This window comes from Leifsonia sp. Y878, from assembly GCF_057669685.1.
In genome coordinates this window covers 119,766-144,858 of sequence record NZ_JBYHFS010000004.1, presented here as the reverse complement: position 1 = coordinate 144,858, position 25,093 = coordinate 119,766, and the positions used below count along the sequence as shown (strand labels likewise).

26 protein-coding genes are annotated in these 25,093 nt (G+C 64.5%); 8 read left to right on the top strand and 18 right to left on the bottom strand.

What is annotated here, in order from left to right:
- Nucleotides 1–42 precede the first annotated feature (42 nt).
- The 5 genes from AC25Y4_RS13990 to AC25Y4_RS13970 form a co-directional block, all read right to left on the bottom strand.
- On the bottom strand, nucleotides 43–987 hold the full coding sequence (locus AC25Y4_RS13990; RefSeq protein WP_488121031.1) for a metal ABC transporter substrate-binding protein: 945 nt from the start codon (nucleotides 985–987) through the stop codon (nucleotides 43–45).
- A gap of 75 nt (nucleotides 988–1,062) precedes the next feature.
- Entirely contained in the window at nucleotides 1,063–2,478 is a 1,416-nt protein-coding gene (locus AC25Y4_RS13985) for a dihydrolipoamide acetyltransferase family protein (protein ID WP_488121259.1), read from the bottom strand.
- 92 nt (nucleotides 2,479–2,570) lie between these two features.
- Nucleotides 2,571–3,566, bottom strand: a complete 996-nt coding sequence (locus tag AC25Y4_RS13980) for an alpha-ketoacid dehydrogenase subunit beta (protein WP_488121030.1) — start codon at nucleotides 3,564–3,566, stop codon at nucleotides 2,571–2,573.
- Nucleotides 3,563–4,663 (bottom strand): thiamine pyrophosphate-dependent dehydrogenase E1 component subunit alpha, encoded by a 1,101-nt coding sequence (locus tag AC25Y4_RS13975; protein WP_488121258.1) that lies wholly within the window; start codon nucleotides 4,661–4,663, stop codon nucleotides 3,563–3,565. Before AC25Y4_RS13975 ends, AC25Y4_RS13980 begins: the two co-directional genes overlap by 4 nt.
- Before the next feature lie 31 nt (nucleotides 4,664–4,694).
- Nucleotides 4,695–5,783, bottom strand: coding sequence for a histidinol-phosphate transaminase (locus AC25Y4_RS13970; RefSeq protein ID WP_488121257.1), 1,089 nt, complete (start codon nucleotides 5,781–5,783; stop codon nucleotides 4,695–4,697).
- A 147-nt stretch (nucleotides 5,784–5,930) separates the two neighbouring features.
- On the opposite strand from AC25Y4_RS13970, the gene AC25Y4_RS13965 reads away from it, so the two are divergent.
- A complete protein-coding gene (locus AC25Y4_RS13965) occupies nucleotides 5,931–6,323 on the top strand; it encodes a phage holin family protein (protein WP_488121029.1) in 393 nt (130 codons plus the stop codon).
- A gap of 58 nt (nucleotides 6,324–6,381) precedes the next feature.
- On the opposite strand, the gene AC25Y4_RS13960 is transcribed toward AC25Y4_RS13965, so the two are convergent.
- Both AC25Y4_RS13960 and AC25Y4_RS13955 read right to left on the bottom strand, forming a co-directional pair.
- Complete coding sequence (locus AC25Y4_RS13960) at nucleotides 6,382–7,899, bottom strand: hypothetical protein (RefSeq protein WP_488121028.1); 1,518 nt, start codon at nucleotides 7,897–7,899, stop codon at nucleotides 6,382–6,384.
- Entirely contained in the window at nucleotides 7,896–8,198 is a 303-nt protein-coding gene (locus AC25Y4_RS13955) for a hypothetical protein (protein WP_488121027.1), read from the bottom strand. The genes AC25Y4_RS13960 and AC25Y4_RS13955 overlap by 4 nt, the downstream gene beginning before the upstream one ends.
- 146 nt (nucleotides 8,199–8,344) lie before the next feature.
- On the opposite strand from AC25Y4_RS13955, the gene AC25Y4_RS13950 reads away from it, so the two are divergent.
- Together AC25Y4_RS13950 and purB are read left to right on the top strand one after the other, a co-directional pair.
- Nucleotides 8,345–8,872: a low molecular weight protein-tyrosine-phosphatase gene (locus AC25Y4_RS13950; protein WP_488121026.1), complete on the top strand. Its 528-nt coding sequence runs from the start codon at nucleotides 8,345–8,347 to the stop codon at nucleotides 8,870–8,872.
- Complete coding sequence (purB, locus tag AC25Y4_RS13945) at nucleotides 8,869–10,251, top strand: adenylosuccinate lyase (protein WP_488121025.1); 1,383 nt, start codon at nucleotides 8,869–8,871, stop codon at nucleotides 10,249–10,251. Before AC25Y4_RS13950 ends, purB begins: the two co-directional genes overlap by 4 nt.
- Nucleotides 10,252–10,365: 114 nt before the next feature.
- Here purB and AC25Y4_RS13940 read toward each other — a convergent pair whose 3' ends face one another.
- Nucleotides 10,366–11,331 carry a zinc-binding dehydrogenase gene (locus AC25Y4_RS13940; RefSeq protein WP_488121024.1) on the bottom strand — a complete coding sequence of 322 codons (966 nt, stop codon included), beginning with the start codon at nucleotides 11,329–11,331 and terminating at the stop codon, nucleotides 10,366–10,368.
- A 93-nt stretch (nucleotides 11,332–11,424) separates the two neighbouring features.
- On the opposite strand from AC25Y4_RS13940, the gene AC25Y4_RS13935 reads away from it, so the two are divergent.
- Nucleotides 11,425–12,024, top strand: coding sequence for a TetR/AcrR family transcriptional regulator (locus AC25Y4_RS13935; RefSeq protein WP_488121023.1), 600 nt, complete (start codon nucleotides 11,425–11,427; stop codon nucleotides 12,022–12,024).
- Nucleotides 12,025–12,041: 17 nt separating this feature from the next.
- On the top strand, nucleotides 12,042–13,166 hold the full coding sequence (locus tag AC25Y4_RS13930; protein WP_488121022.1) for an epoxide hydrolase family protein: 1,125 nt from the start codon (nucleotides 12,042–12,044) through the stop codon (nucleotides 13,164–13,166).
- A gap of 32 nt (nucleotides 13,167–13,198) precedes the next feature.
- Here the strand turns inward: AC25Y4_RS13930 and AC25Y4_RS13925 are convergent, their stop codons facing one another.
- The 7 genes from AC25Y4_RS13925 to AC25Y4_RS13895 all read right to left on the bottom strand — a co-directional run bounded on the left by AC25Y4_RS13925 (nucleotide 13,199) and on the right by AC25Y4_RS13895 (nucleotide 18,662).
- Complete coding sequence (locus AC25Y4_RS13925; protein WP_488121021.1) at nucleotides 13,199–13,474, bottom strand: hypothetical protein; 276 nt, start codon at nucleotides 13,472–13,474, stop codon at nucleotides 13,199–13,201.
- Entirely contained in the window at nucleotides 13,471–14,094 is a 624-nt protein-coding gene (locus tag AC25Y4_RS13920) for an HdeD family acid-resistance protein (protein ID WP_488121020.1), read from the bottom strand. The genes AC25Y4_RS13925 and AC25Y4_RS13920 overlap by 4 nt, the downstream gene beginning before the upstream one ends.
- Before the next feature lie 57 nt (nucleotides 14,095–14,151).
- Entirely contained in the window at nucleotides 14,152–14,868 is a 717-nt protein-coding gene (locus tag AC25Y4_RS13915) for a cyclase family protein (protein ID WP_488121019.1), read from the bottom strand.
- Nucleotides 14,869–14,957: 89 nt separating this feature from the next.
- Nucleotides 14,958–15,593: a hypothetical protein gene (locus AC25Y4_RS13910; RefSeq protein WP_488121018.1), complete on the bottom strand. Its 636-nt coding sequence runs from the start codon at nucleotides 15,591–15,593 to the stop codon at nucleotides 14,958–14,960.
- 90 nt (nucleotides 15,594–15,683) lie between these two features.
- Nucleotides 15,684–17,441 (bottom strand): pyruvate dehydrogenase, encoded by a 1,758-nt coding sequence (locus AC25Y4_RS13905; protein WP_488121017.1) that lies wholly within the window; start codon nucleotides 17,439–17,441, stop codon nucleotides 15,684–15,686.
- Between the two features lie 57 nt (nucleotides 17,442–17,498).
- Complete coding sequence (locus tag AC25Y4_RS13900; RefSeq protein ID WP_488121016.1) at nucleotides 17,499–18,053, bottom strand: cysteine hydrolase family protein; 555 nt, start codon at nucleotides 18,051–18,053, stop codon at nucleotides 17,499–17,501.
- 30 nt (nucleotides 18,054–18,083) lie between these two features.
- On the bottom strand, nucleotides 18,084–18,662 hold the full coding sequence (locus tag AC25Y4_RS13895; protein ID WP_488121015.1) for a TetR/AcrR family transcriptional regulator: 579 nt from the start codon (nucleotides 18,660–18,662) through the stop codon (nucleotides 18,084–18,086).
- 55 nt (nucleotides 18,663–18,717) lie between these two features.
- On the opposite strand from AC25Y4_RS13895, the gene AC25Y4_RS13890 reads away from it, so the two are divergent.
- The 3 genes from AC25Y4_RS13890 (at nucleotide 18,718) to AC25Y4_RS13880 (ending at nucleotide 22,779) form a co-directional block, all read left to right on the top strand.
- The gene (locus tag AC25Y4_RS13890) at nucleotides 18,718–19,881 is read left to right on the top strand and encodes an MFS transporter (RefSeq protein WP_488121014.1); all 1,164 of its coding nucleotides are present in this window, start codon (nucleotides 18,718–18,720) and stop codon (nucleotides 19,879–19,881) included.
- Nucleotides 19,882–19,920: 39 nt separating this feature from the next.
- Nucleotides 19,921–22,485 carry an ATP-dependent helicase HrpB gene (gene hrpB / locus AC25Y4_RS13885; protein ID WP_488121013.1) on the top strand — a complete coding sequence of 855 codons (2,565 nt, stop codon included), beginning with the start codon at nucleotides 19,921–19,923 and terminating at the stop codon, nucleotides 22,483–22,485.
- Between the two features lie 81 nt (nucleotides 22,486–22,566).
- Entirely contained in the window at nucleotides 22,567–22,779 is a 213-nt protein-coding gene (locus AC25Y4_RS13880) for a hypothetical protein (RefSeq protein ID WP_488121012.1), read from the top strand.
- 75 nt (nucleotides 22,780–22,854) lie between these two features.
- Here the strand turns inward: AC25Y4_RS13880 and AC25Y4_RS13875 are convergent, their stop codons facing one another.
- The 3 genes from AC25Y4_RS13875 to AC25Y4_RS13865 form a co-directional block, all read right to left on the bottom strand.
- The gene (locus AC25Y4_RS13875; RefSeq protein WP_488121011.1) at nucleotides 22,855–23,946 is read right to left on the bottom strand and encodes an aminoacyl--tRNA ligase-related protein; all 1,092 of its coding nucleotides are present in this window, start codon (nucleotides 23,944–23,946) and stop codon (nucleotides 22,855–22,857) included.
- Nucleotides 23,947–23,961: 15 nt separating this feature from the next.
- A complete protein-coding gene (locus tag AC25Y4_RS13870; protein ID WP_488121010.1) occupies nucleotides 23,962–24,120 on the bottom strand; it encodes a hypothetical protein in 159 nt (52 codons plus the stop codon).
- Nucleotides 24,121–24,341: 221 nt separating this feature from the next.
- Entirely contained in the window at nucleotides 24,342–25,058 is a 717-nt protein-coding gene (locus AC25Y4_RS13865) for a HEAT repeat domain-containing protein (RefSeq protein WP_488121009.1), read from the bottom strand.
- Nucleotides 25,059–25,093: the final 35 nt, after the last annotated feature.

Below are 25,093 nucleotides of genomic sequence, written 5' to 3'. Positions count from 1 at the left end.
GCCGCGGCGGGGGAGGGGACGGAAGAAGTCATCCTTGGCAGGTTACTTCCCCGCGGGGGCTGGGGACGGCGCTCCTGCAAGCGCCCCAGCGAGCGCATCGAGGTTCGCCTGCATCCAGCTGATGTAGTCGGTGCCCGCCGGCAGGATCTCGGTGAACGCGACCACGGGAACGTCGTTGTCGTCTGCGGCCTCGATGACGGCATCCGTTTGCGAGCCAGACGTCTGCGCGTTGTAGACGAGCGCACCGATTGAGCCATTGCCCAGGAGGTCGGTGACCATGGCCAGTACGGTGGCCGGCACGTCGGTTCCCTGCTCGACGGCCTCACTGAATTCATCGGGAATCTTATTGACGAGCCCACTGGCTTCGAGCAGGTAGAGCGGCAGCGGTTCGGTGATGGCGACCCCTGTGCCGCCGTGGTCGGACTTGATCTGGGCTTCCTGCGCCTGCAGGGTACCGATCTCGGCGACGAAGGCCTGTGCGTTCGACTCGAACGTTGCGGCGTTGGCCGGATCGAGGTCGGAGAGCGCGACCGCGATCTCCTCTGCCACCGCGGCGACGGTCGGGAAGTCGTACCAAAGGTGCTCGTTGAACTCGCCGTCGGCCGGGTCTTGGTCGTATCCGGAGATCTCTGCGGCGTTCAACACGACAGCATCGGTGTTGCCCGATGCCGAGAGCATGGTGTCGACGAAGTCGTCGTAACCGCCGCCATTCTCGATGACAAGGTCGGCCTTCGACAGTGCCAGCTGGGTGCGGGCATCCGCGTCGTACTCGTGCGGGTCCTTGTCAGGACTGTCGATGATCGAGGTGACAGAAACCAGGTCTCCGCCCACCTGGGCCGCGATGTCCCCGTAGACGTTGGTGGACGCCACCACCCTGATGGTGCCGTCGTCGGTTTCTGCGCTGTCATCGGCGCTGCCGCTGCAGCCTGTCAAGGCCAGAACGGATGCCATGACAAGCGTTGGGAGGAGCAGAAAACGACGTTTCACCGTGGAATACCTATTTCAAAGAGCGGAACGGGACTCTCCGAGAATACGGTTATTGAGAATGATTGTCAAAGACGGTTACTCGAGAAGCAGTGCCGGTTCTTCGATGATGCTGGCGACATCGGCCAGGAAGCGGCTGGCCACATCGCCGTCGACCACGCGGTGGTCGAAGCTCGCACCGATCGTTGTGACGAAACGGGCGCGCACCTCGCCGTCAACGACCCACGGCTTCTGCTTGATCGTGCCGAGTGCCACGATTCCGGCTTCACCGGCGTTCAAGATGGGCGTGCCGGTGTCCATGCCGAAGACACCGATGTTCGTGATCGTGATGGTGCCGTTCGACATCTGCGCCGGCGTGGTCTTGCCGTCGCGCGCCGTGATCGTGAGCTGCTCCAGCGACTGGGCAAGCTCAAGCAGGCTCATGTCCTGGGCTTCCTTGATGTTCGGAACAATCAATCCCCGTGGGGTGGCGGCGGCAATGCCGAGGTTCACGTAGTGGCGAACGATGATCTCGTCGTCGGTGAAGCTCGAGTTCACGGTGGGGTTGCGGCGCACGGCCCAGATCATGGCCTTGGCCATGATCAGCAGCGGCGACACCTTCACGCCGGCGAAGTCGGTCGACGTCTTCAGTCGCTTGACGAATTCCATGGTCCTGGTGGCGTCGACGTCGACGAACAGGCTCACGTGCGGCGCCGTGAACGCACTCGACACCATGGCCTGGGCGATAGCCTTGCGCACGCCCTTGACCGGGATGCGCTCCTCGCGGCTTTCCGGCCACTCAGGGGTCTGGATGTTGCGGAACACGCTGGCCTGGTTCGCCTCGCGCAGCACATCGTCACGCGTGACGTCGCCAATCGGCCCCGTCGGCGTCACCAGAGAGAGGTCGACGCCGAGGTCCTTGGCCAGCTTGCGGATTGGCGGCTTGGCGATTACCGGTCCAACGGATGCCTTGGGCGGCAACACGGGAAGCGGAACTGCGGCAGGCTGCTCGGTGTGCACAGGGGGAGGGGACATGGTTTCGTGGGCCACCGCCTGCGGCTCGTGGCGCTTCCGGCGAGTCGCCATCGTCGCCGAGCTGCCGTGGCCGACCAGCATCGCACCCTGCTTCTCGTCGGACGAGTCCGATTTCTCGTTGGAGATCGTGGCGGCGGTGTCCGCTGCCGCTTCGAGGAGGTCAGCAGCCGGGGAAGCGGCCGGGGCTGCCGATGCATTCACGGCCGGGGGAGTGGCTGCCGCGCCGGCGCCCGTTTCGGTCCCCGAATCGATGGTGATGATGAGGGTGCCGACATCCACTGTCTCGCCTTCGGCGACCAGGATCTCGCCGACAACGCCGACATAGGGCGACGGCAGCTCGACGAGCGACTTGGCCGTCTCGATTTCGACCAGCACCTGGTTGATCGTCACGGTGTCGCCAGGGGCGACCTTCCACGAGACGATTTCGGCTTCGGTGAGGCCCTCGCCGACATCCGGGAGGGTGAACTTTGACAGGCTCATCATGTGCCTTTCTTACAGATCTGCGTTCGTGCAGGGGGTGCGTTCATGCTGGGCGAAACTGACCCGGTTTGGCTAGTAGCAGGCCAATGTGGCTAGTAGGAGAGAGCGCGATCCACGGCTTCGAGGATGCGGTCAGGGCTGGGCAGGAAGTGTGTTTCCACCGCAGCAGGGGGGAACGGCGTGTCGAACCCTGACACCCGAAGCACGGGGGCTTCGAGCGAGTAGAACGCCCGCTCTGTGACCGTTGCCGCGATTTCGGAGCCGAGGCTGACGAATCCGGACGCTTCCTGGGCGATGACCAGTCGACCGGTCTTCTGAACGGATGCCAGAATCGGGCCGTAGTCGACGGGGGAGAGCGACCGCAGGTCGACGACCTCAATGCTGATGCCCTCGTCGGCCGCGATATCGGCGGCCTGGAGCAGCACGCTGATCATGGCGCCGTGACCGACGACCGTGATGTCGGTTCCGGTGCGCACCACGCGGCTGGCGTGGAGCGGAATTCCGCTGGCCGTGAAGTCGACCTCACCCTTCGGCCAGTAGCGGCTCTTGGGCTCGAAGAAGATGACGGGGTCGTCGGAGGCGATCGCTTCCTGCATCATCCAGTAGGCATCGTGCGGGTTCGACGGGCTGACCACGCGCAGACCCGGCGTGTGCGCGAAGTACGTCTCCGGGCTCTCCTGGTGGTGCTCGATCGATCCGATGTGTCCGCCGTACGGAATGCGAATGACCACTGGCATGCTGACGCCGCCCTCGTGGCGGTTGCGCATGCGAGCAAGCTGGGTGGTGATCTGGTTGAAGCCGGGGAACACGAATCCGTCGAACTGGATCTCGCACACCGGACGGTAGCCGCGAAGCGCCATTCCGATGGCGGTGCCGATGATACCGGCCTCTGCCAGTGGGGTGTCGAGCACGCGCTTGTCGCCGAATTCGGCGAGCAGGCCTTCTGTCACCCGGAACACGCCACCGAGCAGCCCGATGTCCTCGCCCATGAGCAGGACCTTCGAATCGTTCTGCAGCGACATCCTGAGCCCGGCGTTCAGCGCCTTGGCCATGGGAAGGTTCGCCGACGTCGCCTGAACGTCACTCATGCCTGGTCCCCTTCAAATGAAGCCTCGTAGCGATCAAGCCAGGCTTTCTGTTCTTCAATCAACGGATGCGGTTCCGCGTAGACATTGTCGAAAATGACCGATTTCTCTGGCGCGACAATCTCCAGGGCGCGGCGACGAACATCCGCGGCGAAATCGCTGGCCTCTTCGTCGACGGAGTCGAAAAATTTTGTGGGGGCGCCAAGGCCCTCCAAGTAGCGACGGAATCGCACGATCGGATCGCGCTCCACCCAGGCCGCGAGCTCGGCTGGATCGCGGTACTTGGTGGGGTCGTCGGCCGTGGTGTGCGCGCCAACGCGGTAGGTCATCGCCTCGATGAGTGACGGGCCACGGCCGGAGCGGGCGTCGTCCATCGACTTGGATGTCACGGCAAAGCTGGCGAGCACGTCGTTGCCGTCGATCTGGGTGCCTGGCATGCCGAATCCGCCGGCGCGCAGATACAGCGGCGTGCGGGACTGTCGGGAGACGGGAACCGAGATCGCCCACTGGTTGTTCTGCAGGAAGAACACCTGCGGGGTCTGGTAACTGGCCGCGAAGAGGAGCGCCTCGTTGGCCTCGCCCTCAGAGGATGCACCGTCGCCGTAGTAGACGATGACGGCCTGGTCGGTCTCTGGATTGCCGGTGGCCGTTGCGCCGTCGAACTGGATTCCCATGGCGTAACCGGTGGAATGCAGCGTCTGGGAGGCGAGCACCAGGGTGTACAGGTGGAAGTTGCCGTGCTCTTCCGGCTTCCAGCCGCCCAGGGTGACGCCGCGCAGCATGCGCAGGATGTCGACGACGTCGATTCCGCGAATCATGCCGACGACGTGTTCACGGTACGAGGGGAACACGTGGTCCTGGGGCTTGGTCGCATACGCTGACCCGACCTGGGCTGCCTCCTGGCCGTGGCTTGGCACCCAGAGGGCGAGCTGGCCCTGGCGCTGCAGGTTTGCGGCTTCCAGGTCGAACCGACGGACGACCGCCATGTCACGGTACATACGACGGTAGTCGTCGTCGCCGAGTCGCTCGAGGTATGGCAAGAATTCTGCCGACCGTTCTGACGTGACCAGCTTTCCCTCGTGAGAGAGGAGTTGGACCATGGGATCGATGTTTGGGGTGCCTGCCACCGTACTAACCTAGCTTCCGTGCTGGGTGGCCTGTTGGTAGGCCATCAACAATCTCTGTGCAGATCTGTAGAAGTTTTCCTACAGCGTCTTCTTCGCCGATGGACACTCGGATGCCCTCAGACGCGAATGGGCGAACGACGAGGCCGGCCTCCCCGAGTTGCTGGGCGATCTGGCTGGTCGCCTCGCCGGTCGGCAGCCACACGAAGTTGCCCTGTGGGTATGGGATGTTCCAGCCCGCGGCTGTGAGGCCCTCCCAGAGCTCTTCGCGCCGCGCGGCGAGAATCGCCACTCGCTCAAGCAGTTCGTCTTCCGCGTCGAGGGAAGCGATTGCGGCGACAGCGGCCTGGCCGGTCACCGAGAGAGGAATCGCCGTCGAGCGTGCGGCATCGAGGATGCTTTCCGCGCCGAGCGCGTAGCCGATTCGGAGGCCCGCGAGTCCGTATGCCTTCGAGAAGGTGCGCAGCACGACAAGGTTGGGGTAGCGCGACAGCAGCGCCGGACCGCGGACAGCCGAGGCCTCCGTCACGAATTCGATATATGCCTCATCGAGAATGACCAGCAGGTCACTCGGAACGAGTTCCATGAACGCTTCGAATTCTGCACCGGTGACGATGGTGCCCGTTGGGTTGTTCGGGCTGCAGACGATGATGACCCGGGTATGCTCGGTGATCGCTGCGGCCATGGCCGGCAGGTCATGGCCGTGATCTGGCCGGTTCGGCACCTGAACGCTGGTCGCGCCGGCGACCGCAACGAGGCTCGGGTAGGCCTCGAACGAACGCCACGAGTAGACGACCTCGTCGCCAACTCCCGCCGCCGCCAGGAGGAGCTGGGCGAGGATTGCCACAGACCCTGAGCCGATGTGCACCTCGTCTGCAGAGAGGCCAAAACGGTCGGCGAGGCGTTCGCGCACGGCCAGCGCCGTGGCATCCGGGTAGCGGTTGAACGACGTGATGGCAGAGGCCGCGGCTACGACGGAGGGAAGAGGTTCGAACGGATTCTCGTTGCTGGAGAGCTTAAAGGCGTCGGCGGCAGCAGGCTTGCCCTGCTTATACGCAGGCAATGCCATGATTTCCGGGCGCAGTCGGACGGTCATCGGGTCACGTTGGCTCACCCGGCGAGTCTACAAGTCCCAATATTCTGAGAGCCGTATGTACGGATGCCGATATCTCGACCCGATATCTCGGCCAGCGGATACTGTCGTGGCCGGCCCATAAGCTGCGAGGTGGAATAGTGTGGCTGTATGGGCTTCCTGATCAAACTCATCCTGAACGCGGTTGCACTCTGGCTGACGAGCGTCATCGTCGCCGGGGTGAGCATTGTGCCGTACGCCGACGACACGCTTGCGGTGATTGTCACCTACCTGCTGGTCGCACTCATCTTCGGTTTCGTGAACAGCGTCATCGGCACCTTCGTGCGGGTGCTCGCGTTCCCGCTCTACGTCCTGACCCTCGGGCTGCTGTCCTTCATCGTGAACGGGTTGCTGCTGCTGCTCGCCGCCTGGATCTCCAGCTGGTTCGGCTTCGGGCTTGAGGTCGACGGGTTCTGGTGGGGCGTACTCGGCGCCATCGTGCTCGGCATCATCAGCTGGATCCTCGGCCTGATTGTGCGCCCGGTCTCGCGTTCCGTCTCCTAGGTATCTCCTGGGCCGGTATCTCCTGGGCCGGTATCCTGGGCCGGTATCTCCTGGGCCGCTAGCGGTCACCGGAGGCACGGATTCCACGCCACGACGTGACGGATCCCGTGCTCGCGGCACCCGTACTTGCGGTCCCCGTACTCGTGGGCCCGATGGTCGCGGTCCCAGCGCCCACGAGCGCCGCTATTCCTGCGGAGAAGGCCACGAGCCGCGGTTCGCGTGACTCGTCGATGAGGCGCGCCGTCTCCACGTAGGTGGCCATGCCATGCGCCGGCAGTGAAACGTCGGTGGGTACCTGGCTGTCGGCGTACGCCTCCCGCCGCACCAGCAGGTGGGCATTCGAATCAGCGGTTGCGTCCCTGGCTGTGCCGCCGAGCGCCGGCACCAGGTCGTCGGTGTGGGCAACGGCCAGCATCGGCACGGCATCCGGAACCGCCACCTGGCCGGCCGGCGCCCCGAATGTCAGGACAGCGACGGTGTTGAAATCGCCGGATGCCGCCACTTGCGCTGCAATCAGCCCGCCCTGGGAGTGACCAACCTGTGCCACAGGGTCGTCAGGGCCGATTCCAGCCTGCGTCATGGCATCGACCACCGCGCGGTACGAGCCGGCGTTGTGGTCGGCGACAGCGGCGATGTTGGACGTGAGGTCCCAGGGCTCGCTGGAGGGCACCGCGCTCCAGTCCACCGTTCCGCCGATGTACACGACCCAGCCGGGCCGATCCACCGGCCCATAGCGTTCGATCCGCACCTGCGGGCTGTCGGTCGACGCCCGGGGTATCCGTTCAGCCAGGCCATGCACGCCGACGGGGGCGACGACGGTCCGGCTGCGCCCCACGGGAACCGCGGTCACCGCGGTCTCGCGCATGACACCCATGCGGTTCGCAGCGAAGAGCACCCCGGCAGCCGACGTCGATGCGCCAAGCAGCCCGATGCCCTCGTCTCCGAGGAGCGTGGGCAGCGGCTGCGGTATCCGCAGAAAACCGGCAGCAGCGTCGTCGATCGACGACACCAGCACCCTGACAGCTGCGACGAGCTCCGGGTTGGTGAGCAGGCGCGGATTGTGTGTCAGCACGTCCGCGAGCTGCGTTGCGTCGCCGTTGCGCCCGGTTTGACCGCTGTGACCTGATTGACCGGCAATGAGTGTGCCAATAAACCAGCCAGAAAGCAGGGAGGTCAGCGCAGGGAGCGCGAGCACCGCCAGCACCGGAGACAGCACGCCGAAGACATAGCCGAAACCCGCCCCGGCCAGTCGAGTGAGCAGCGCGATGGTGCGTTCCGCCTCGCCGTAGCCCTCCGCCGCATCCCTCAGGGCCGTGGACAGCGCCCCGCTCAGCTCTGCGAGCCCGTCAAGCGCCCTGGCTGCGGCGTAGAGGGCGAACTCGCTGTCATCCCTGGTCCAGGCCGGGGCAGGTACGGCAGCGCCGGGCACGGGCATGCCCCGAATCTGCGAGAGCTCGGAGCGCCACACCTCGCAGTGACCGCGGAGGAGCTCAAGCACGGCCAACTCGGTGAAGAGCTCGTCGGTGGCCACAGCCGTGCTGCCGCCGCCGGAGAGCACCAGGGTGTCGTCGTTCACAGCAGAGCCTTCAGCTCGATAATTGCTCGTTCGATCGCCGCCAGCGCGTCATTCATCAGCATCGCTGACCGGTCGAGCTCGGCTGCCAGTTCACGTCGCCTGGCCACGTAGCCCCGCGCGGCCGGGGAGCGCCAGGAGCGGAGGCCGTCGGCGCCATCCGCAGAGCCGAACACCCGTCGCGCCATGTCCACCTCATCGCACAGTGCTCCCAGTCGCATCCGTTGGCGGCGGAGCGCCGCGAGTTGCTCGACCCGAACCTGCGCTTCATCGCCAAAAAACAAGCTTTCTGCGCCATCCACCGGTTATCTTCCTCGTCCGATTTCTCATCGTTCCCGCATCCGAGTCTGTCCAACGCCCCTACTGCGCCTCCGCCGTGCGGATATTGCGTGTGACGCGGCGAAAATCAGCAGGTGTGGAGGAGGCTCATGTGCCCCACAATGGAGAAATGAGTTTTGAGGCGCTCAGCCCAGACGAGTCGACGCCATTTCGGATCATCTTCGTGTGCACCGGCAATATTTGCCGGTCACCCATGGCCGAAGTGATGCTTCGCGATCTCGTCACCCGGTCGGGCCTTGGTCGACTCATCACGACGAGTTCTGCCGGAACCGGCGACTGGCACGTGGGGGAGCAGGCCGACGCGCGCACCATCACGGCGCTGGCCAAGAAGGGCTACGACGGTAGCCACCACCGCGCCAGGCAGTTTGACCCGGCCTGGTTCGCCGATCTTGACCTCGTTGTCGTGCTCGATCGCTCGCAGGAACGGGTCTTGCGCAACTGGGCCCCCACCGAACATGACCGCAACAAGGTGCGTCTGTTGCTGAGTTTCGACGCCAATCAGGCCAGCCTGCACGACGTTCCTGACCCGTACTACTCCGACGATGCAATGTTTGACGCGGTTTTAGGCATGATTGAAGGTGCAAACCTCGCGCTGTTCAAGCAGCTCGCACCCGCAATCAGACAGGGAGTCCGATGAGTCCACTACCCCCACAGGTCCTCAGCCCACTAGACGGTCGCTACCGCGCCGCCGTCACCGAACTGGGCGAATACCTGTCAGAGGCAGGACTCAATCGTGCTCGTGTGCAGGTCGAAGTCGAGTGGCTCATCACCCTCACCGACCGCAGCCTGTTCGGTTCAACGCCGCTCGAAGCTGAGCAGAAGGCCGCCCTGCGCGCCCTCGTCACCGACTTCGGCCAGGCCGAGATCGACGAGCTGGCCACGCTCGAGGCCACCACCCGTCACGACGTGAAGGCTGTCGAGTACCTCGTTCGTCGCCGCCTGTCCGCTCTCGGGCTTGACCACATCGCCGAGTTGACGCACTTCGCCGCAACCAGCGAAGACATCAACAACCTCTCGTATGCCCTCACCGTGCGCGAAGCTGTGCACCAGGTCTGGCTGCCGAAGTTCACGGCCCTCATCGAGGCAATTCGGGTTTTGGCGCTCGACTACCGAGCGGATGCCATGCTCGCCCGCACCCACGGGCAGCCGGCAACGCCGACCACCATGGGCAAAGAGCTCGCGGTCTTCGTCTACCGCCTCGAGCGGGTGCGCGCCCAGGTGACTGCCAGCGAATTCCTCGGCAAGTTCAGTGGCGCGACCGGCACGTTCGCGGCGCATGTCGCTGCCGATCCATCCGTTGACTGGCCGACGGTGTCTCGCGAGTTTGTTGAAGGCCTCGGCCTCACCTGGAACCCGCTGACCACCCAGATCGAGTCTCACGACTGGCAGGCAGAGCTGTACTCGCGGATGTCACACGGCAACCGCATCCTGCACAACCTTGCCACCGACATCTGGACCTACATCTCGATGGGCTACTTCCGTCAGATCCCGCAGGCCGGTGCCACGGGCTCTTCGACGATGCCCCACAAGATCAACCCGATCCGCTTCGAGAATGCAGAAGCCAACCTCGAGCTCTCAAGCGCGATCCTCGACTCCCTCGCGGCAACACTGGTGACAAGCCGCCTGCAGCGCGACCTCACCGACTCCACCACCCAGCGCAACATCGGTGTCGGATTCGGTCACTCGCTGCTCGCGATCGACAACATCGTGCGCGGCCTCGGCGAGATCGATCTCGACCGCACGCTGCTGGCTGCCGACCTCGACTCCAACTGGGAGATCCTGGGCGAGGCGATCCAGACCGTCATTCGCGCGGAGGTCAGCGCCGGACGCTCGTCCATCGAAGACCCCTATGCGCTCCTCAAGGAGCTCACCCGCGGCAAGCGCATCGGCCAGGACGACCTGATTGCGTTCGTGTCAGCCCTCGAAATCGGCGAGGAGGCCAAGGCGCGACTGCTCACGCTCACCCCTGCGCTGTACGTCGGTCTGGCCGACTCACTGGTCGACTACCTGAAGTAGCTCGTTGTACAGCCGGCTCGTCCGGCGACCGGACCGTTGGCTGGGCGCAATGCACCCAGCCAACAGCGGCCAAGCCGCCGGGCGTTGCTGCCGTGTCTGAACCACGGGCCGCTGCTAGCGGGCGGGGGTGGGGACGAGGACGATCCGCCCGAAAACTGAACCGGAATCCATTTGGCGGTGTGCCTCGGCTGCGCTTTCGAGGGATAGGACGTCGTGCACCACGGGGTGCAGTTCGCCGCGAGCGGCCTCGGCAAACTTCTCAGCTCTGACTGCGTCGCGCATTGCAACCGGGACCGTGTTGAGGCTGAATGTGGCGACCGAGCGCGACTGCTGGAACGCGAGTATCAGGCGCATACCGAAATCGGCAGGTGGCAGTCCGGCGACCGCACCCACGACGACCATGCGGCCGTTTGGGGCAAGCCGATCGATGAATGCCGGCACGTCTGGGCCGCCCACAATGTCGATGATGATGTCGAAGGAGGCCGGAGCTTCGGGGTCGCCGTCTCCGGCGCGATCGAGCACATGCGTTGCGCCAAACTCCCCGAGGCGTCGACCGCGCTCGGAAGACGAAGTGGTCACGGCGACGCTGCTCGCGCCGCCACGCACGGCGAGCTCCACGGCGGCGATACCGATACTGCCCGCAGCGCCGCGCACGAGTACGGACTCACCAGGTGCGAAGTGGGCGTGAGCGAGAGCGAAGTGGGCGACCGGCGCCGCACTCCCCAGCGTCACAGCGTCGATTGACGACAGCTCATCAGGAAGGGGCACGATGTCGCCGATCCACGCCACGGCCTGTTCGACGTAACCGCCGCCGGTGCCGGTGAAGGCCCAAACGCGCCGTCCGATCCATGAGGGATCGATATCTGCTCCGACCGCTGTAACCGTGCCAGCGACCTCGCTGCCGGGGATCAGCCCCTCACTGAACCCGTAGCCACCGAGAGTGCCTCGGCGGATCACCGCGTCAACACCACCGACCCCGATCGCCTCTGTCGTAATGATCACCTGATCGGGTGCCGGACTCGGTTCGGGAACCTCAATCACCGCCATGCCGCTCGGGTTCCCAAATTGCTGAATTGCCACTGCTCGCACCATCATCTCCGTTTCGTTGCCTGAACCTGCGGTACTCTCAGGACAGTAATGGACACCCCCGTCCACTTATCGAAAGTGAGATCAATGGCTGAGCGATTGACTCATCTGCTTCGCTCAGACGCGAAGGACAATCGCGAGCGGGTTCTCGAAGCCGCGCGCTCACTCTTCTCGGAGCGCGGCCTGGACGTGCCCATGCGTGAGGTCGCACGCCATGCCGAAGTGGGACCCGCCACCCTCTACCGCCGATTTCCAACGAAGCAGGCGCTGATCGACGAGGTCTTCGCAGACGAACGAAAATCCTGTCGTCGAATCGTGGAGGCCGGCTGTGCCGACCCTGATCCGTGGCGGGGCTTTCGCTCGGTAATCGAAGGACTCAGCGTGCTGAATGTGCGCAACCAAGGTTTCGTGGACGCTTTCATGTCCGCCAACCCGGAGGCGGTGATGTTCTCCCAACATCGCTCCGCGCTGCTCCAACTGCTCGCAGAGCTCGCCGAACGTGCGCAGCGGGACGGCCAGCTTCGTCACGACTTCACGATTGACGACCTTGTCCTAGTCCTCCTGGCCGGACGGGGGCTGTCATCGACGCTGCTCGTCGATCGGGAGGCCGCAGCGCGACGCTTCGCCGCCCTCGCGATCGACGCTTTCCGCGAGGGCAGTGCGCCGAGGGACTCACCAACTGTGTGAGCAGCGAGAATTGCATGATGACCCCTGGATTCTCACTCGATGTGCCTCGACAAGACGTAAGCGAGCTGCGTGACCGGCTCCGGCGCACTCGGTGGGCGCCAGAGTGGCCGGTGACCGGCTGGACTGCTGGCACCGACCAGGTGGAGCTCCGCCGCCTGGCGTCGTACTGGGCAGACGGTTTCGATTGGGAGGCTCAGCAGCGCCAGATCAATGAACAGCCCTGGCACAGCGCGTTGATCTCTGGCACTGCCGTCAGCTATCTGCGATTCGAGGCGGAGACCCCAGGGGCGCTTCCGATCGTGCTGACGAACGGATGGCCGAGCACATCTCTCGAACTCGTCGAACTGGCCCGACGTCTTGCCACTCCGTCCGCGCATGGCGGCGATGCGGCCGACTCGTTCACCGTCATCGTGCCAGCCATACCCGGGTTCCCGTTCTCACCGCAGCGCCCGACCCACGCCGAGCAGACTCACGAGATTTGGCACCAGCTGATGTTCGACGAGCTGGGATTCGAGCGCTATGCAGCCCACGGGGGCGACCTGGGCGCTGGGATAACGTCGCGACTCGCACAGGCACACCCTGAGGCGGTCGTCGGCATTCATCTTCTCGCCGTTGCGGCTCCGGTCGACGTCGATTCAGCGTCACTTACCGGTGACGAGCAGGCGTATCTGGCTGCGGTGCAAGCGTGGGTGAGCTCGGAGGGTGGGTATCAGCACGAGCAACAGACCCGCCCGCTCAGTCTCGCACCGGCACTGTCTGACTCTCCGGTTGGCCTTCTCGCGTGGATTGTCGAGAAGTACCGGGCATGGAGCGACTCCAATGGAAATCTCTCGGCGCGATTCAGCGACGACTTCCTGCTCACGCAGGCCTCGCTGTACTGGTTCACGAACTCGATCTCGACATCGTTCCGGCCATACTGGGAGTTCGCAACCGGCCTGACGCCGCGTGTTCGGCGCGTCGACGTGCCGACGGCGGTCGCGGTCTTCCCTCACGATCTCACGCAGCCCCCTCGCAGCTGGGCTGAGCGCACGTACAACGTGGAACGGTATACGACAATGCCACGTGGCGGCCACTTCGCACCGCACGAAGAGCCAGACTTGCTCGCTATCGACCTGCGGGAATTTCTACGACCGCTGCGGTAAAGCAGAAGACAGGACAGGTGGCGCGTGGCGCGCTAGTGGCCCTTGTTCTGCTCGTCGAGGTCGGACTTCTCAGCATCATCGGGCTTCATTCCCAGGGAGAAGATCGCGATGACGACCAGCACGATGATGAAGGTGATGCCGAAGCCGACAAGCGTGAAGATCACGTCGCGGGTCACGAGCAACAGCACGAGGCCGACAAACAGGCCCAAAACGCCCGAGAGGCCAACGAGTTCGGCCGGCTTCAACCGGTCTGACTTGCTGGGCTCAAACTGATTGGGGTTTGGTGCTGGCTTGTTCTTCTTTGTCACTGGATGTCCGAATCTTGAGCTGAGGCAGCAGCGGATGCGTCATCTTTTGCTGCCCATTTGAGGGAGAGTCCGGCGATGATCAAGAAGACGCCGATAATCACGAAGTAAGCACCGAGCAGTCCCACAGAGACGACCGCATGCGGCGGAATGAGCAGGAAAATCAGCGCGAGGATGGCGGTGAGGGCTCCCACGGCGATCCAGTCGCGAGCGAACGGAGAGCGACTACGCGAGCGGATGCCGCTGTAGAGCTCGACGAAGCCGGTAACGGCCGCCCACACCGTCACGATGTACAGGAAGAAGGCGAGTCCGCCGGTGTGCAGGAGAAGTGCAACGGCGCCGGCCACGAGCCCAACGATGCCCTGCACCAGGGTGAGGCGACGGGTGACGCCGCTGAGGCTGCTCCAGCCGAGAATGGCCAGCAAGACGCCGCTCACCAGTGCGTACGCACCGAAGACCAGCAGCCCGAACTGGGCAGAGTGATCGGGGTTGAACGTGATGATCGCGGCCGGGATGAGCGCCACGACGGCACGCACAATCGGTACCGGCCAGTAGGGCATGCCGGACTGTCGCGAACCTGATGGCTGTGAGCCGGGAGCGGATGCTGTGGGGGCGTTCGCCACGCGGCGACCTCTTTCGTTACGAGTTTCTTACCAACCCAGTCTACGTCTCGTGAGGTGTCAGGATGCCATGTGCGGAATCTGGCCGAATGCCCGTACGGGGAAGGTGCCGAATCCCTCGATTTTTGGCGGCACTGCGGTGAAGAAGGCGCCGCGCTCCGGCAGTGCGCCGAGGTTGGTCAGGTGCTCGACCACGTGAATGCCGGCGGCCAGCAGCAGCGTGTGCGCTGGCCGTTCACCGCCGCTCTCGGTGTCGTCGATGTTGAGGGAATCAATACCGACCAGGGCAACTCCGGCGTCGACCAGGAATTGCGCACCTGCCTCAGAGAGGAACGGCGACCCGACGGCATATTCGGGGGTTCCGAAGCTTGCATCCCAGCCGGTGTGCAGGAGTACAGCACTTCCGGAGAGGGAGCGGCCGACGCTGGCGAGGCTGTCTGGGCCGATTCCGCGGTGGCCGGCCGCGACATCCACTTCGAGGTGCACGACCACTGCTGGCAGGCCAACGAGCGTGTTGAGGGGGAGCCCGGCGAGGTCTGGGCCATCCGGGTAGCGGTGGTACGGACTGTCGAGGTAGGTGCCGGTGTTGCCGATCAGGGTGATGGTGTCCATCGCAAATTCGGTGCCAGGCGCATATTTCTGCCGGGACTCTTCCCTGGTCAGGTGCGGGGTGATCACCGGCACCGGAAGGCCCGGGTAGGTGATGAGGCCGGCGCGGATGGTGTGGCTCAGGTCAACGATTCGGTCACGGGCAGCGGATGCGGCGGGTAGGGACACGGTAACTCCAGTTCGAGACGGCACAGACAATGGAACAGGGGAGATGGGCCTGGCTAGATGGGCCTGGCTAGATGGGAGCGGGCTGCGGGTCAGCCGAGCGCGGCACTGGGCGCGCGAACCGTGGAGTTCCAGCGCCACTCTGTGGTGGAGCTTTCGGGGTGCCGTCCCGTGGCGCGCAGCAGGTCGCTCCAGGCATCCGTTGTGCGCGCAGCGTCCGGGAAGATGCGGTCGAGCACCCGAGACACGATGGCGCCGTCCGGCTTGTAGTCGACGCCCTGCTCGGTGAGGATGTCGAAGCCATGCAGCACAACCTCTGCAATACCCATCGCGGCAAACCCCGACGCATCAGACAGGCCGGCAGGGTGAAAGCCACGGTGAGAGCTCGGAGCCGTCGCCACAACAGAACTCAGCAGGCCGCCGGCGGCATCAAGGCAACTGACGATGCCGGGAGTTCCCATTGCAGGGTCTGGGTAGAGCACGGTGGAGAGTCCACCCTCACGCCAGGCCGGTGGGTCGACGAACTCGACGTAGGAAGTCTGAGGCGGATGACTGCCAGACAGCTGCAGCGCGTAGAAGAGCAGATCGTCGCAGATGTGCGCAGCGGTCTCCCGGTTGGTCCAGGTCAGATTGTGCGCCAGGTCATCCCACGACTCGTCGGACAGCGCCGCAAAACGCTGCAACAGGTCGTCGATGACGGTGCGGACGTCGTGCGAAGTTGGCTCCATGGGTCAACTCTGCCGGGCGCCTGCCGTGTGGCGCAACGACGCAGCGAGCAATCCGCAACGCTGAGTGCGATCAACAAAAGCGCGTTCGGCTCACATGCCCGGCAAGTGACGGATGTTGGACCGCGCGATCTGCACAGCCTCTCCGACGCCCCCGTTGAACACGACCTTCGTCATGGCGAGGGCGAAGCCCGTGACCTGGGAGGCAGAGACCGTGGGCGGAAGTGAGAGCGCCAGCGGGTCGGTCACGATATCGACCAGCGCCGGACCGTCGTAGGCGAACGCATCCGTGAGCGCGCCTTTCAGGTCTTTGGGATCCTCAACCCGTCGACCGAACAAGCCGAGCGCCTGCGCGACAGCGGCATAGTTGACGTCTGGCACGTCAACGCCATACGCCGGGATGCCGTCAACGAACATCTCCAACTTCACCAGCCCGAGCGTTGAATTGTTGAAGACGACAAGCTTCACCGGGAGTTTGTACGCAGCGACGGTGACGAGTTCACCCATCAGCATCGACAAGCCGCCATCGCCGGACAGTGACACCACCTGGCGCTGCGGGTACGCCACCTGGGCGCCGAGCGCCTGGGGGAGTGCGTTAGCCATCGATCCATGCAGATAGGAGCCGATCAAGCGTCGCCTACCGTTCACCGTGATGTACCTCGCCTGCCAGACATTGCACATGCCGGTATCTGCCGTGACGATGGCGTCGTCGGCCAACAGATCGTCGAGCACCGTCGCGGCGTACTCGGGGTGGATGGGCTTCATAGTGTCGACATCGGTGTACTTTCCAACAACGGAATGCATCAACCGTTCGTGCTTCTTTATATTCTCATTTAGGAATGAACGGTTCTTCTTCCGTCTCACCTCTGGTGTGAGGGCAGCAAGTGTCGCTGTGACATCGCCGAGGATCGGGTACGTCACACTCGTTCGGCGGCCTAGATGCGCAACATCGGAGTCGATCTGCGCAACGGCCACTGATGCTTCGTCGGGCAGGAACTGCTCGTACGGAAAGTCGGTGCCCAGCAGAATCAGCAGGTCGGCGTTGTGAATCCCGGCATGGGCGGCTCCGTAACCGAGTAAGCCGGTCATCCCCACGTCAAAGGGGTTGTCGTACTGAATCCATTCCTTTCCACGCACGGAATGCCCGATCGGAGCACCAATCAGATCAGCAAACGCGATGACATCGTCGTGCGCCCCCGCCACGCCGGCGCCCGCGAAAATGGCTACGGACGAGGCCGCGTTGATCGCGTCAGCCAGGCGCGCGACATCCGCTGCCGCCGGTACCAGTGCGGGTGCCCCTGGTGTGACGAACGCGGGAAAGCTGCCAACGGCATCGTATTCGGCGACGTCACCCGGTAGCGTCACGACCGCAACGCCGCGCAGTCCGGTGGCGTGACGCAGCGCGGAATTGATCACCCGCGGTGCCTGCTCAGCCGTGGAAATGAACTCGCAATAGTTCGAGCACTCAACGAATAGTCGATCGGGATGGGTTTCCTGAAAGTAGCCGCTCCCGATCTGCTTGCTCGGAATGTGGCTGGCGATCGCCAGCACAGGCGCCCCAGACCGATGTGCGTCATACAGCCCGTTGATCAGGTGCAGGTTACCGGGGCCGCAACTCCCAGCACATACCGCGAGCTTGCCCGTGAGCTGCGCCTCCGCGCCCGCCGCAAATGCTGCGGCCTCCTCGTTGCGAACGTGGATCCAGTCGATACCGCCCTTCGCAGCACCACCAGATCGACGCACCGCGTCGACGATGGGATTGAGGCTGTCCCCGACGATCCCGTAGATACGATGGATTCCTGCATCGAGCAGCTGGGCAACAAGCTGGTCTGCGACTGATCTCTTAGCCATAGGCCCAGTATGTGCTCGTGGCACTCCGCAATCTAGGGTCGCTGCAGCCGGTGCAGGCTAGGTGAGCGTGACCCTGTCGTGGGTCTCGAGGCCACATTCCTGACCGGGGTACCTGAGCCCCGAAAAGTACTGCGCGGTGTGGGCCACGATCTGTTCACCGCTGATCGGCACGCCATTGAAGGTCGAGTCCGTGGTGGTGTGACAGTCGCTGACGAGCACGATGTCATAGCCCTCAGCGGCCGCGCGCTGCGCCGTTGTTCGCACGCAATAGTCGGACTGCGCGCCCGCAATCACCAGCCGTGAGATCCCGGCCTCTGCGAGCACCGCGGCCAGGGACGTGTCGACAAACGAATCCCGATACGCCTTGAACACCCGAGCTTCACCGTCCCGCGGCGCCAGCGGAGCAGCGAGCTGCCAGGCATCGCTGCCGCTTTCCATGCCCGGTTCTTCGTGCTGCACAAAGATCACTGGAACAGCGGATGCCCGCGCTCGCGCAATCAGGGCGTCCGTACGTGCCAGCACGCCAGCTCCGTCGAAGCAGCCGTTCATCACGTCCACCTGGAGGTCGATGACGAGCACTGCGGTTCTGGTCCTGTCGACAAAGCGGCTCATGGTGCCCATTCTGTCAGCCGGCGCCAGCGGCTATCGGGTGAGTGCCCGGGTTGCGAGGGTGGCGATCTCTCTGCCCTTGGCTATAGGGTCATCGGGGATGCCCCGAAGAAAGCTCGCGAGGGTTCCGTTGTAGATGAGCAGAACTGCCGCAGCCAGCTGTTCCGCCTGGGCGCCCGCAAGTGGTGCAGCGAGGTCTCGGAGGCGCTGGTTCAGCAAAGTCGTGTCCGCCGCTACGAGGGCCGACGCCGGATGTTCGGTGTCGGGTGTTTCAACAGCAGTCGATAGAAATGCGCACCAGCGCACGCTGTGCTGGCGTTCGCGGTAGAGCTTGAGCGCATCGAAGACCGCCAGCAGGCGATCCTCGTCTGATTGGGCAGCGCTGATTGCCTCATCCCAGCACTCCCGCCAACCCTCGAGCCGCCGTTCAAGGCTCGCCTGGAGTAGGCCGTCTTTGCTCTTGAATTGAGCGTAAAGGGTGGCGACAGAGACATCTGCAGTGGCCAACAGATCATCGACTCCGGTATGGGAGATGCCGTTGACGTAGAACAACTCGTCCGCGGCATCGAGCAGCCGCACTCTCGCGGACCGTCTTCCGGATTGCGTTTCCATATCCACCACTATAACGTTGGTTCTACTATAACAGCGGTTCTACTAAGGGGGTTGTGTGGGCAATCAGATGCGATTCATCATCAGTGCTACCGCCCTCATCGCCGCCACCTACGGTTTGACCCGATTCGGCTATGGGTTGTTCGTTCCGGCGTTGAGCCGTTCTTTCGCTCTGAACCCCGCCGTAACAGGAGCGATCTCGAGCGGCAGCTTCTTCGCGTATTGCGTTGCGGCAGCCGTGGCCTACCGCATCACCGGGCGCCCTCGGCTAACGGTGATGCTTGCGGGTAGTGTCGCAGCCCTCGGCAGCATCGGCGTGGCACTCTCAGGTTCCGCGATGGTCCTGGCGGTCAGCATGGTGATCGCCGGTGCCGGGGCCGGCTTCGCCTCGCCTGGCCTGGTCACTTTGGTTCAGGAAAAAGTGAGCTCCGCTGCTTCTGCTTCCATGCGAGCGCAGGCAGTGGTCAATTCAGGCACGGGATTCGGTGTCGTCATCGCGGGCCCTCTCGCTCTGATCCTGACCGATCAATGGCGGACAGCGTGGTGGATCATCGCCGCCATCAACCTAACCGCCACCGTTGCCGTACTGATCACCGTTCGGCAATCCTCAACACACACGCTTTCCCTCAAGGCCCCGACCTTTCGACTTGCCGATGTGAAACCATTGCGGCTGGCCTCTGCCGCCGCATTGCTCGCGGGAATGTCGAGCGCGGCTGTCTGGACCTTCAGCCGGTCGCTGGTTGCCACCGAAGGGCAGATGGGCGATTTCGAAGCGACCATTTTTTGGATGATCCTTGGCGCCGCCGGCATAGGAGGGGCCTTCTCTGGCGATCTCGTCACCAGGTGGGGTCTGCGCACGGGGTGGATCACCACCGCCGCGCTGATGGGCGTGGCCACTTTTCTCATTGGAGCCTGGCCCGCCAACATCCTTGCCGCATATGTTGGCGCTGTTGTGTTCGGTGCCAGTTATGTCGCCCTCAGCGGTGTCCTTATCGCCTGGGCAAGTGACTCACTCCCACGACACGGTGCAGCAGGGACCGCCGTCCTGTTCATCGCACTGGCTCTCGGTCAGTCCGTTGGCTCGTTGCTCATCGGTAACGTGATGGAGACCACCAACCCCATGGTGGGCTTCGTTGTCGCTGCTGCGATCGCCGGCATAAGCTTCGCCCCAGCAATCCGCGGAACACCATCCACGCGAAGGATTTCTCCGCGCTCCCGGTGAGTGAAAACGCACACCGTCTGAACGCGAGAGACTGGGGGAGTGATCAGTACGCCGTTCGACCCGCCCCGGATCGGTCGCGGGCTCGCGTTTGCGTCGGCGATCGATGACTTGAGTGCTGCGCTCGATCGGAGCCCGTCCGTCGTCGTCAGCGCGCCGCCGGGCACGGGCAAGACCACGCTTGTCCCGCCACTCGTCGCAGATCGGGTTCCAGGCAGGGTGATCGTCACGCAGCCGCGCCGGGTCGCAGCCCGCGCTGCTGCCAGACGACTCGCGCAGTTGGACGGATCACCGATCGGCTCCCGCGTTGGATTTACCGTCCGGGGCGAACGCCACGTGAGCTCGTCCACCCGGATCGAGTTCGTCACCGCCGGCGTGCTGCTGCGCCGCCTGCTCGACGACCCAGGTCTCGAGGGGGTCGGCGCGGTCATCATCGACGAAGTGCACGAGCGTGCTTTGGAGACGGATCTGCTGATCGGGCTGCTCGGTGAGGTCCGCGAGCTGCGCGACGACCTCGTACTCATCGCGATGTCCGCGACACTCGACGCCGGCCGGTTCGCGACAGTACTGGGAACAGATGCGTCGCCAGCCCCGATCGTGACCCAGACGGTGCCTGCACATCCGCTTGAGGTGCGCTGGGCGCCGTCTGCCACACCTCGGCTGGATGAACGCGGGGTGACCTGGGCCTTCCTGGACCACGTCGCGAGCATCGCGGTTGCCGCTCACCGCAACCTCGTGCGTACCAATCCGGACGCCGATGCTCTCGTTTTCGCGCCGGGCGCGCGTGAGGTCTCCGAGATCGCCGGACGCATCCGTGGTCTCGCCGCGGAGTTCGACGTGCGCGAGCTGCACGGCCAGATCCCGGCCGCGGAGCAGGATGCGGTAATCAGCGGGCGCAACGCAGACGCTCCTGCACGGATCATCGTGACGACGTCACTCGCCGAATCCTCTCTGACCGTCCCCGGTGTGCGCCTGGTCGTCGATACCTGCCTGTCTCGCGCTCCGCAGCGGGATGCAGTGCGCGGCATGAGCGGTCTCGTCACCGGTCCAACGCCCAAGGCATCTGCCATCCAGCGCTCGGGGCGCGCCACCCGGCAGGGGCCCGGCGTCGTGGTTCGATGCGTTGACGAGCGAACCTTCGCCACCGCACCGTCGCACGCTGCCCCTGAGATCCAGGCGGCAGATCTCACCGACGCAGCCCTGCTCCTCGCCTGCTGGGGAGCACCTAATGGTGTGGGCCTGCGGCTGGTGGATCCGCTTCCCGCAGGCAGCCTGAACAATGCCATCGCCGTATTGCACGGGCTCGGCGCGATCGATGCCGATGGCCGCGCCACCGACGAAGGTCGACAGCTCGCCCGCATCCCGGCTGACCCTCGCCTCGCCCGCGCACTGCGCGCTGGGAGCGCCCTGGTCGGCGGGCGCACAGCGGCCGAGGTCGTCGCGCTGCTCAGCGGCGATCTCCGTGTTGCGGACGGCGATGCCCAGGCCGCGCTCACCGCACTGCGCAATGGACGCAGCCCGGATGCCCGCCGATGGGAGCAGGAGGTCCGGCGTCTCGAGCGGTTCACCGGGGCGACCGGCACCGCCTCAGCGCGAGGCGGCGCTGATCAGACCGGACTTGTCATCGCGCTCGCATTCCCAGAGTGGATCGCCCGTCGCGTTGATCAGTCACCGCACGGCGCAACCTTTCTTCTCGCCTCCGGCACCCGTGCCGGGATCACCGGTCCGCTTGCGAGCGCCGAATGGTTGGCGGTCGCGGACGTCACCAGGGCCCAGGGGCGAGCGGCCGCAGGAACAGGAGCCATCATCCGCTCTGCCGCCATCATCTCTGAGGACCAGGCAGAGCAGGTGGCGTCCCATCTCTGCACCGACAGGGTCGAGGCGGAGTTCGTGAACGGGCGTGTCGTTGCGCGCCGTGAACGTCGAATCGGCGCGATCATTCGCGCGTCAGTCCCGCTACGCGTACAAGCGGATGATGGTGGACGAGATGCCGTCCGTCGCGCGGTCACAGAACAAGGACTTGGGGTTTTCGTCTGGTCAGAGGCCGCGGACGCCCTGCGGCGTCGCCTCGCCTTATTGCATCGCGAGCTCGGTTCCCCGTGGCCGGATGTCTCAGACGCCGCCCTGCTCAGCACCCTCGATTCCTGGCTCGGCCCCGAGCTGTCAAACCTCGCCGCCGGCACGCCGGCTGCGCGCATCGACCTGGCCCCTGCGCTCCGGCGCATCCTGCCGTGGCCCGCCGCGGTCGACTTCGATGCGCTGGTTCCGGAGCGCCTTGAGGTGCCCAGCGGCTCGCAGGTGCGTCTCAGCTACCCACCGGTCGATGATTCCGCCGCCCGCCCCGTTGTAGCCGTGAAACTGCAGGAATGCTTCGGGTGGGCAGAGACCCCGCGTCTCGTCGCAGGACGAGTACCGGTGTTGTTCCACTTGCTTTCCCCCGCCGGGCATCCACTTGCCGTGACCGATGACCTTGCGTCATTCTGGGCAGGACCGTACTCACAGGTGCGCGCCCAGATGCGTGGCCGCTATCCGAAGCATCCATGGCCTGAAGACCCCTGGTCCGCGGTGCCGACCAGGCACACCACGCGCCGCGCTGCCCTGGGCTAGCTGCCGTTTGCGCTGTGCCGGAACGAATTCAACGCCCAACCCGTCCAGAGGTGACGACGTGGCACGGGTACGTTGGGCAACATGAACAGCAAAGTCGGACGCACCGCCCTCATCACCACCGGTGTGATCGCGGTGATCATTGGTGGAGTATTCGCCGGGCAGGGAATGAACCTGATTCCGGGAAGTTTCATGACCGGCAACCGAACGTGGCTCTTCATCGGGCTGATCGTCGCAGTCGTCGGCATTATCCTGGTGGTGCTCGGCCTACGTCGACCCAAGTCCGGACACCACTGATGCGCAGACGGGCGAAACCGTCGACGGGGAGTCAACCGTCGACGGTCTCGGTTTCCGGGTGATCGTCCCTGAGCGCTAGACGGCGACCGAAGTTGCTGCATCGAGCACCGAACGCTCGATGCAGCGATCGCGAATCTCTGCCTGCATCCGCTCCACACAGTCCGTAAGGGGCAGCTTTCCGGTCATCGCCAAGCCCGGAGCGTTGATACTCACACTTCGCTCCGCGCTCTCCACATCGCCGATAATCGCCTGATACGGGTCACGCGATGCCCGAGAATCCCTGATCCTCGACCCCAAGCTGCCGCGGTCAGAGATCTCGGCGCGGATTCCTGCGGCACGCAACTCCTCCCAGGCGGCATGCGCGGCCTCGCCATGGCGCGCAGCACTGACCGGCAGCACCCGCACCTGCACAGGTGCGAGCCAGGTCGGCAGCCGACCGTCATATCTCTCGATCAGCAGCGCAGTCATCCGCTCCATGGAGCTGAGCAAGCCCCGGTGGATCATCACCGGGCGCACCTTCTTGCCCTGCTCGTCGGTGTACTGCAGGTCGAAGCGTTCTGGCTGGTTGTAGTCGACCTGCACGGTGGAGAGGGTTTCCTCTTTGCCGTTCGCATCGATGACCTGCACATCGATCTTCGGCCCATAGAAGGCCGCTTCGCCCGGTGCGTCCACATAGGGTGCGCCAAACTCCGCCAACGCCGCTCGGAGGTGGAGTTCGGCTCGCTCCCACTGGTCGTCGCTCCCCACGAAACCGCCGTCGTCAGCGGGGTCGCCGGCCGCCCCTCGCAGGGAGAGTCGGTAGTAGGCAATCTCGATGCCCAGGATGTCGTAGCTGCGCCGGATGGCCCGCAGTGCAAGCAGTACCTCAGCTCCCACCTGGTCTTCGCGGCAGAAGCTGTGGGCGTCATCGAGGTTGATCTGGCGCACCCGGCTGAGCCCGCCGAGGTTGCCAGAGAGTTCGCTCCGGAACATCGAGCCCAGCTCCGCAAGGCGGATCGGAAGGTCGCGGTAGCTGCGACCCTCCGCTGCGTAGACCTGGGTGTGGTGTGGGCAGTTCGCTGGGCGCAGCACAAAGCTCTCCTCGCCGACCAGCATCTCGGGGAACATGTCCGCGGAGAACTTGTCCCAGTGACCGGACCGCTCAAACAGTTCCCGCTTCGCCAGCACAGGGGTGTAGACGCGTTAACAGCCAGAGGTCAGCGCCTGTTCAAGAGCGAGTTGCTCGAGCTCTGAGCGGATGACGGCACCTGCCGGATACCACAGCGGCAGGCCGGCACCGATGATCGGCTTGGTGTCGAAAAGGCGCAGTTCGCGGCCGAGACTGCGGTGATTGTGTTCCATGTGCGGGCCTTCCATCGTGCCCGAGCAGTCCCCACGAAACAACGAAGCCCCGGGGGAGTCCCCGGGGCTTCGTGAGTGTGCAGCTGTGCTCAGTCACCACGCCGGAGAGAATCCGGCGTGGTCGTGACCACAATCTGCGAAATGAACATAGCTCGATAGTAGCGGTGGTGCGCAAATGCGCAAGAGGAACGCAGATCGCCGGGTGAACTACACCTCATCAGTCAGGCGCCTTCAGTTAGGCGCTTGAGACGTGCCTTCTTCAGGTTGGAGTCGACAATCCACCGCACATCGGCATCCGTCGATGTCTGCAATTGTTCAAATAGCGGCAAGCCCCTATCGGGAGTCCCGGCCACGGCGACGCTCCAGCAATAGCCGAGCGCTTGGCGCAGGTTGCGCACTCCTGGGTCGCGGCGTTCCTGCAGCGGAACCTGGGTGACGAACTCGGTCGCACGCTCGCAGGCCCAGAGCGCCAGCTCCGCCGTCTCCGGCTGCTTCAGGAGACGAGGTTCACACACGCCCGCCAGCGCTGCTCGACGCACCCAAGGACTGTCGTCTGCGGCCCACCCTGTCACGATGTCACGCAGTAGCACCGGATCGTGATCACCGACCATTTGCAGGGCCCGCGCCGCGCCTTCTCGAACGCGCCAGGCGGCATCCGCTGCCCGTTCGCGCAGCAGCGCACGCAGGTTGGAGTCTGTCGGGGTCTCCACCAACAATCGACCGATGGCTTCGGTCCCGCAGAAGCGCAGGTACTCATCGTCGGCATCGACAACTCGCAAAATGAGTGCGCGACTGGCCACAGTGGCGAACGCATCAGCCAGTGTGAGGTTTGCGCGCGGCCCAGGCAGCCCGGAATTCTGGCTCAGATAGTCGAGCAGCTCCGAGTCGGGCATCGTGCCCAGTTCTGCTCCGAGTTGCCCGACCGACGACCTAGCCATGGCTCATGGTAATCCGATGGCGGCACCACGGAACT

Bases quoted from the DNA above. Each gene is read 5' to 3' on its own strand.
- AC25Y4_RS13985 (WP_488121259.1), bottom strand. From the start codon at position 2,478: ATGAGCCTGTCAAAGTTCACCCTCCCGGATGTCGGCGAGGGCCTCACC.
- AC25Y4_RS13980 (WP_488121030.1), bottom strand. From the start codon at position 3,566: ATGAGTGACGTTCAGGCGACGTCGGCGAACCTTCCCATGGCCAAGGCG.
- AC25Y4_RS13975 (WP_488121258.1), bottom strand. From the start codon at position 4,663: ATGGTCCAACTCCTCTCTCACGAGGGAAAGCTGGTCACGTCAGAACGG.
- AC25Y4_RS13970 (WP_488121257.1), bottom strand. From the start codon at position 5,783: ATGACCGTCCGACTGCGCCCGGAAATCATGGCATTGCCTGCGTATAAG.
- AC25Y4_RS13965 (WP_488121029.1), top strand. From the start codon at position 5,931: ATGGGCTTCCTGATCAAACTCATCCTGAACGCGGTTGCACTCTGGCTG.
- AC25Y4_RS13950 (WP_488121026.1), top strand. From the start codon at position 8,345: ATGAGTTTTGAGGCGCTCAGCCCAGACGAGTCGACGCCATTTCGGATC.
- purB (WP_488121025.1), top strand. From the start codon at position 8,869: ATGAGTCCACTACCCCCACAGGTCCTCAGCCCACTAGACGGTCGCTAC.
- AC25Y4_RS13935 (WP_488121023.1), top strand. From the start codon at position 11,425: ATGGCTGAGCGATTGACTCATCTGCTTCGCTCAGACGCGAAGGACAAT.
- AC25Y4_RS13930 (WP_488121022.1), top strand. From the start codon at position 12,042: ATGACCCCTGGATTCTCACTCGATGTGCCTCGACAAGACGTAAGCGAG.
- AC25Y4_RS13910 (WP_488121018.1), bottom strand. From the start codon at position 15,593: ATGGAGCCAACTTCGCACGACGTCCGCACCGTCATCGACGACCTGTTG.
- AC25Y4_RS13905 (WP_488121017.1), bottom strand. From the start codon at position 17,441: ATGGCTAAGAGATCAGTCGCAGACCAGCTTGTTGCCCAGCTGCTCGAT.
- AC25Y4_RS13900 (WP_488121016.1), bottom strand. From the start codon at position 18,053: ATGAGCCGCTTTGTCGACAGGACCAGAACCGCAGTGCTCGTCATCGAC.
- AC25Y4_RS13895 (WP_488121015.1), bottom strand. From the start codon at position 18,662: ATGGAAACGCAATCCGGAAGACGGTCCGCGAGAGTGCGGCTGCTCGAT.
- AC25Y4_RS13880 (WP_488121012.1), top strand. From the start codon at position 22,567: ATGAACAGCAAAGTCGGACGCACCGCCCTCATCACCACCGGTGTGATC.
- AC25Y4_RS13870 (WP_488121010.1), bottom strand. From the start codon at position 24,120: ATGGAACACAATCACCGCAGTCTCGGCCGCGAACTGCGCCTTTTCGAC.
- AC25Y4_RS13865 (WP_488121009.1), bottom strand. From the start codon at position 25,058: ATGGCTAGGTCGTCGGTCGGGCAACTCGGAGCAGAACTGGGCACGATG.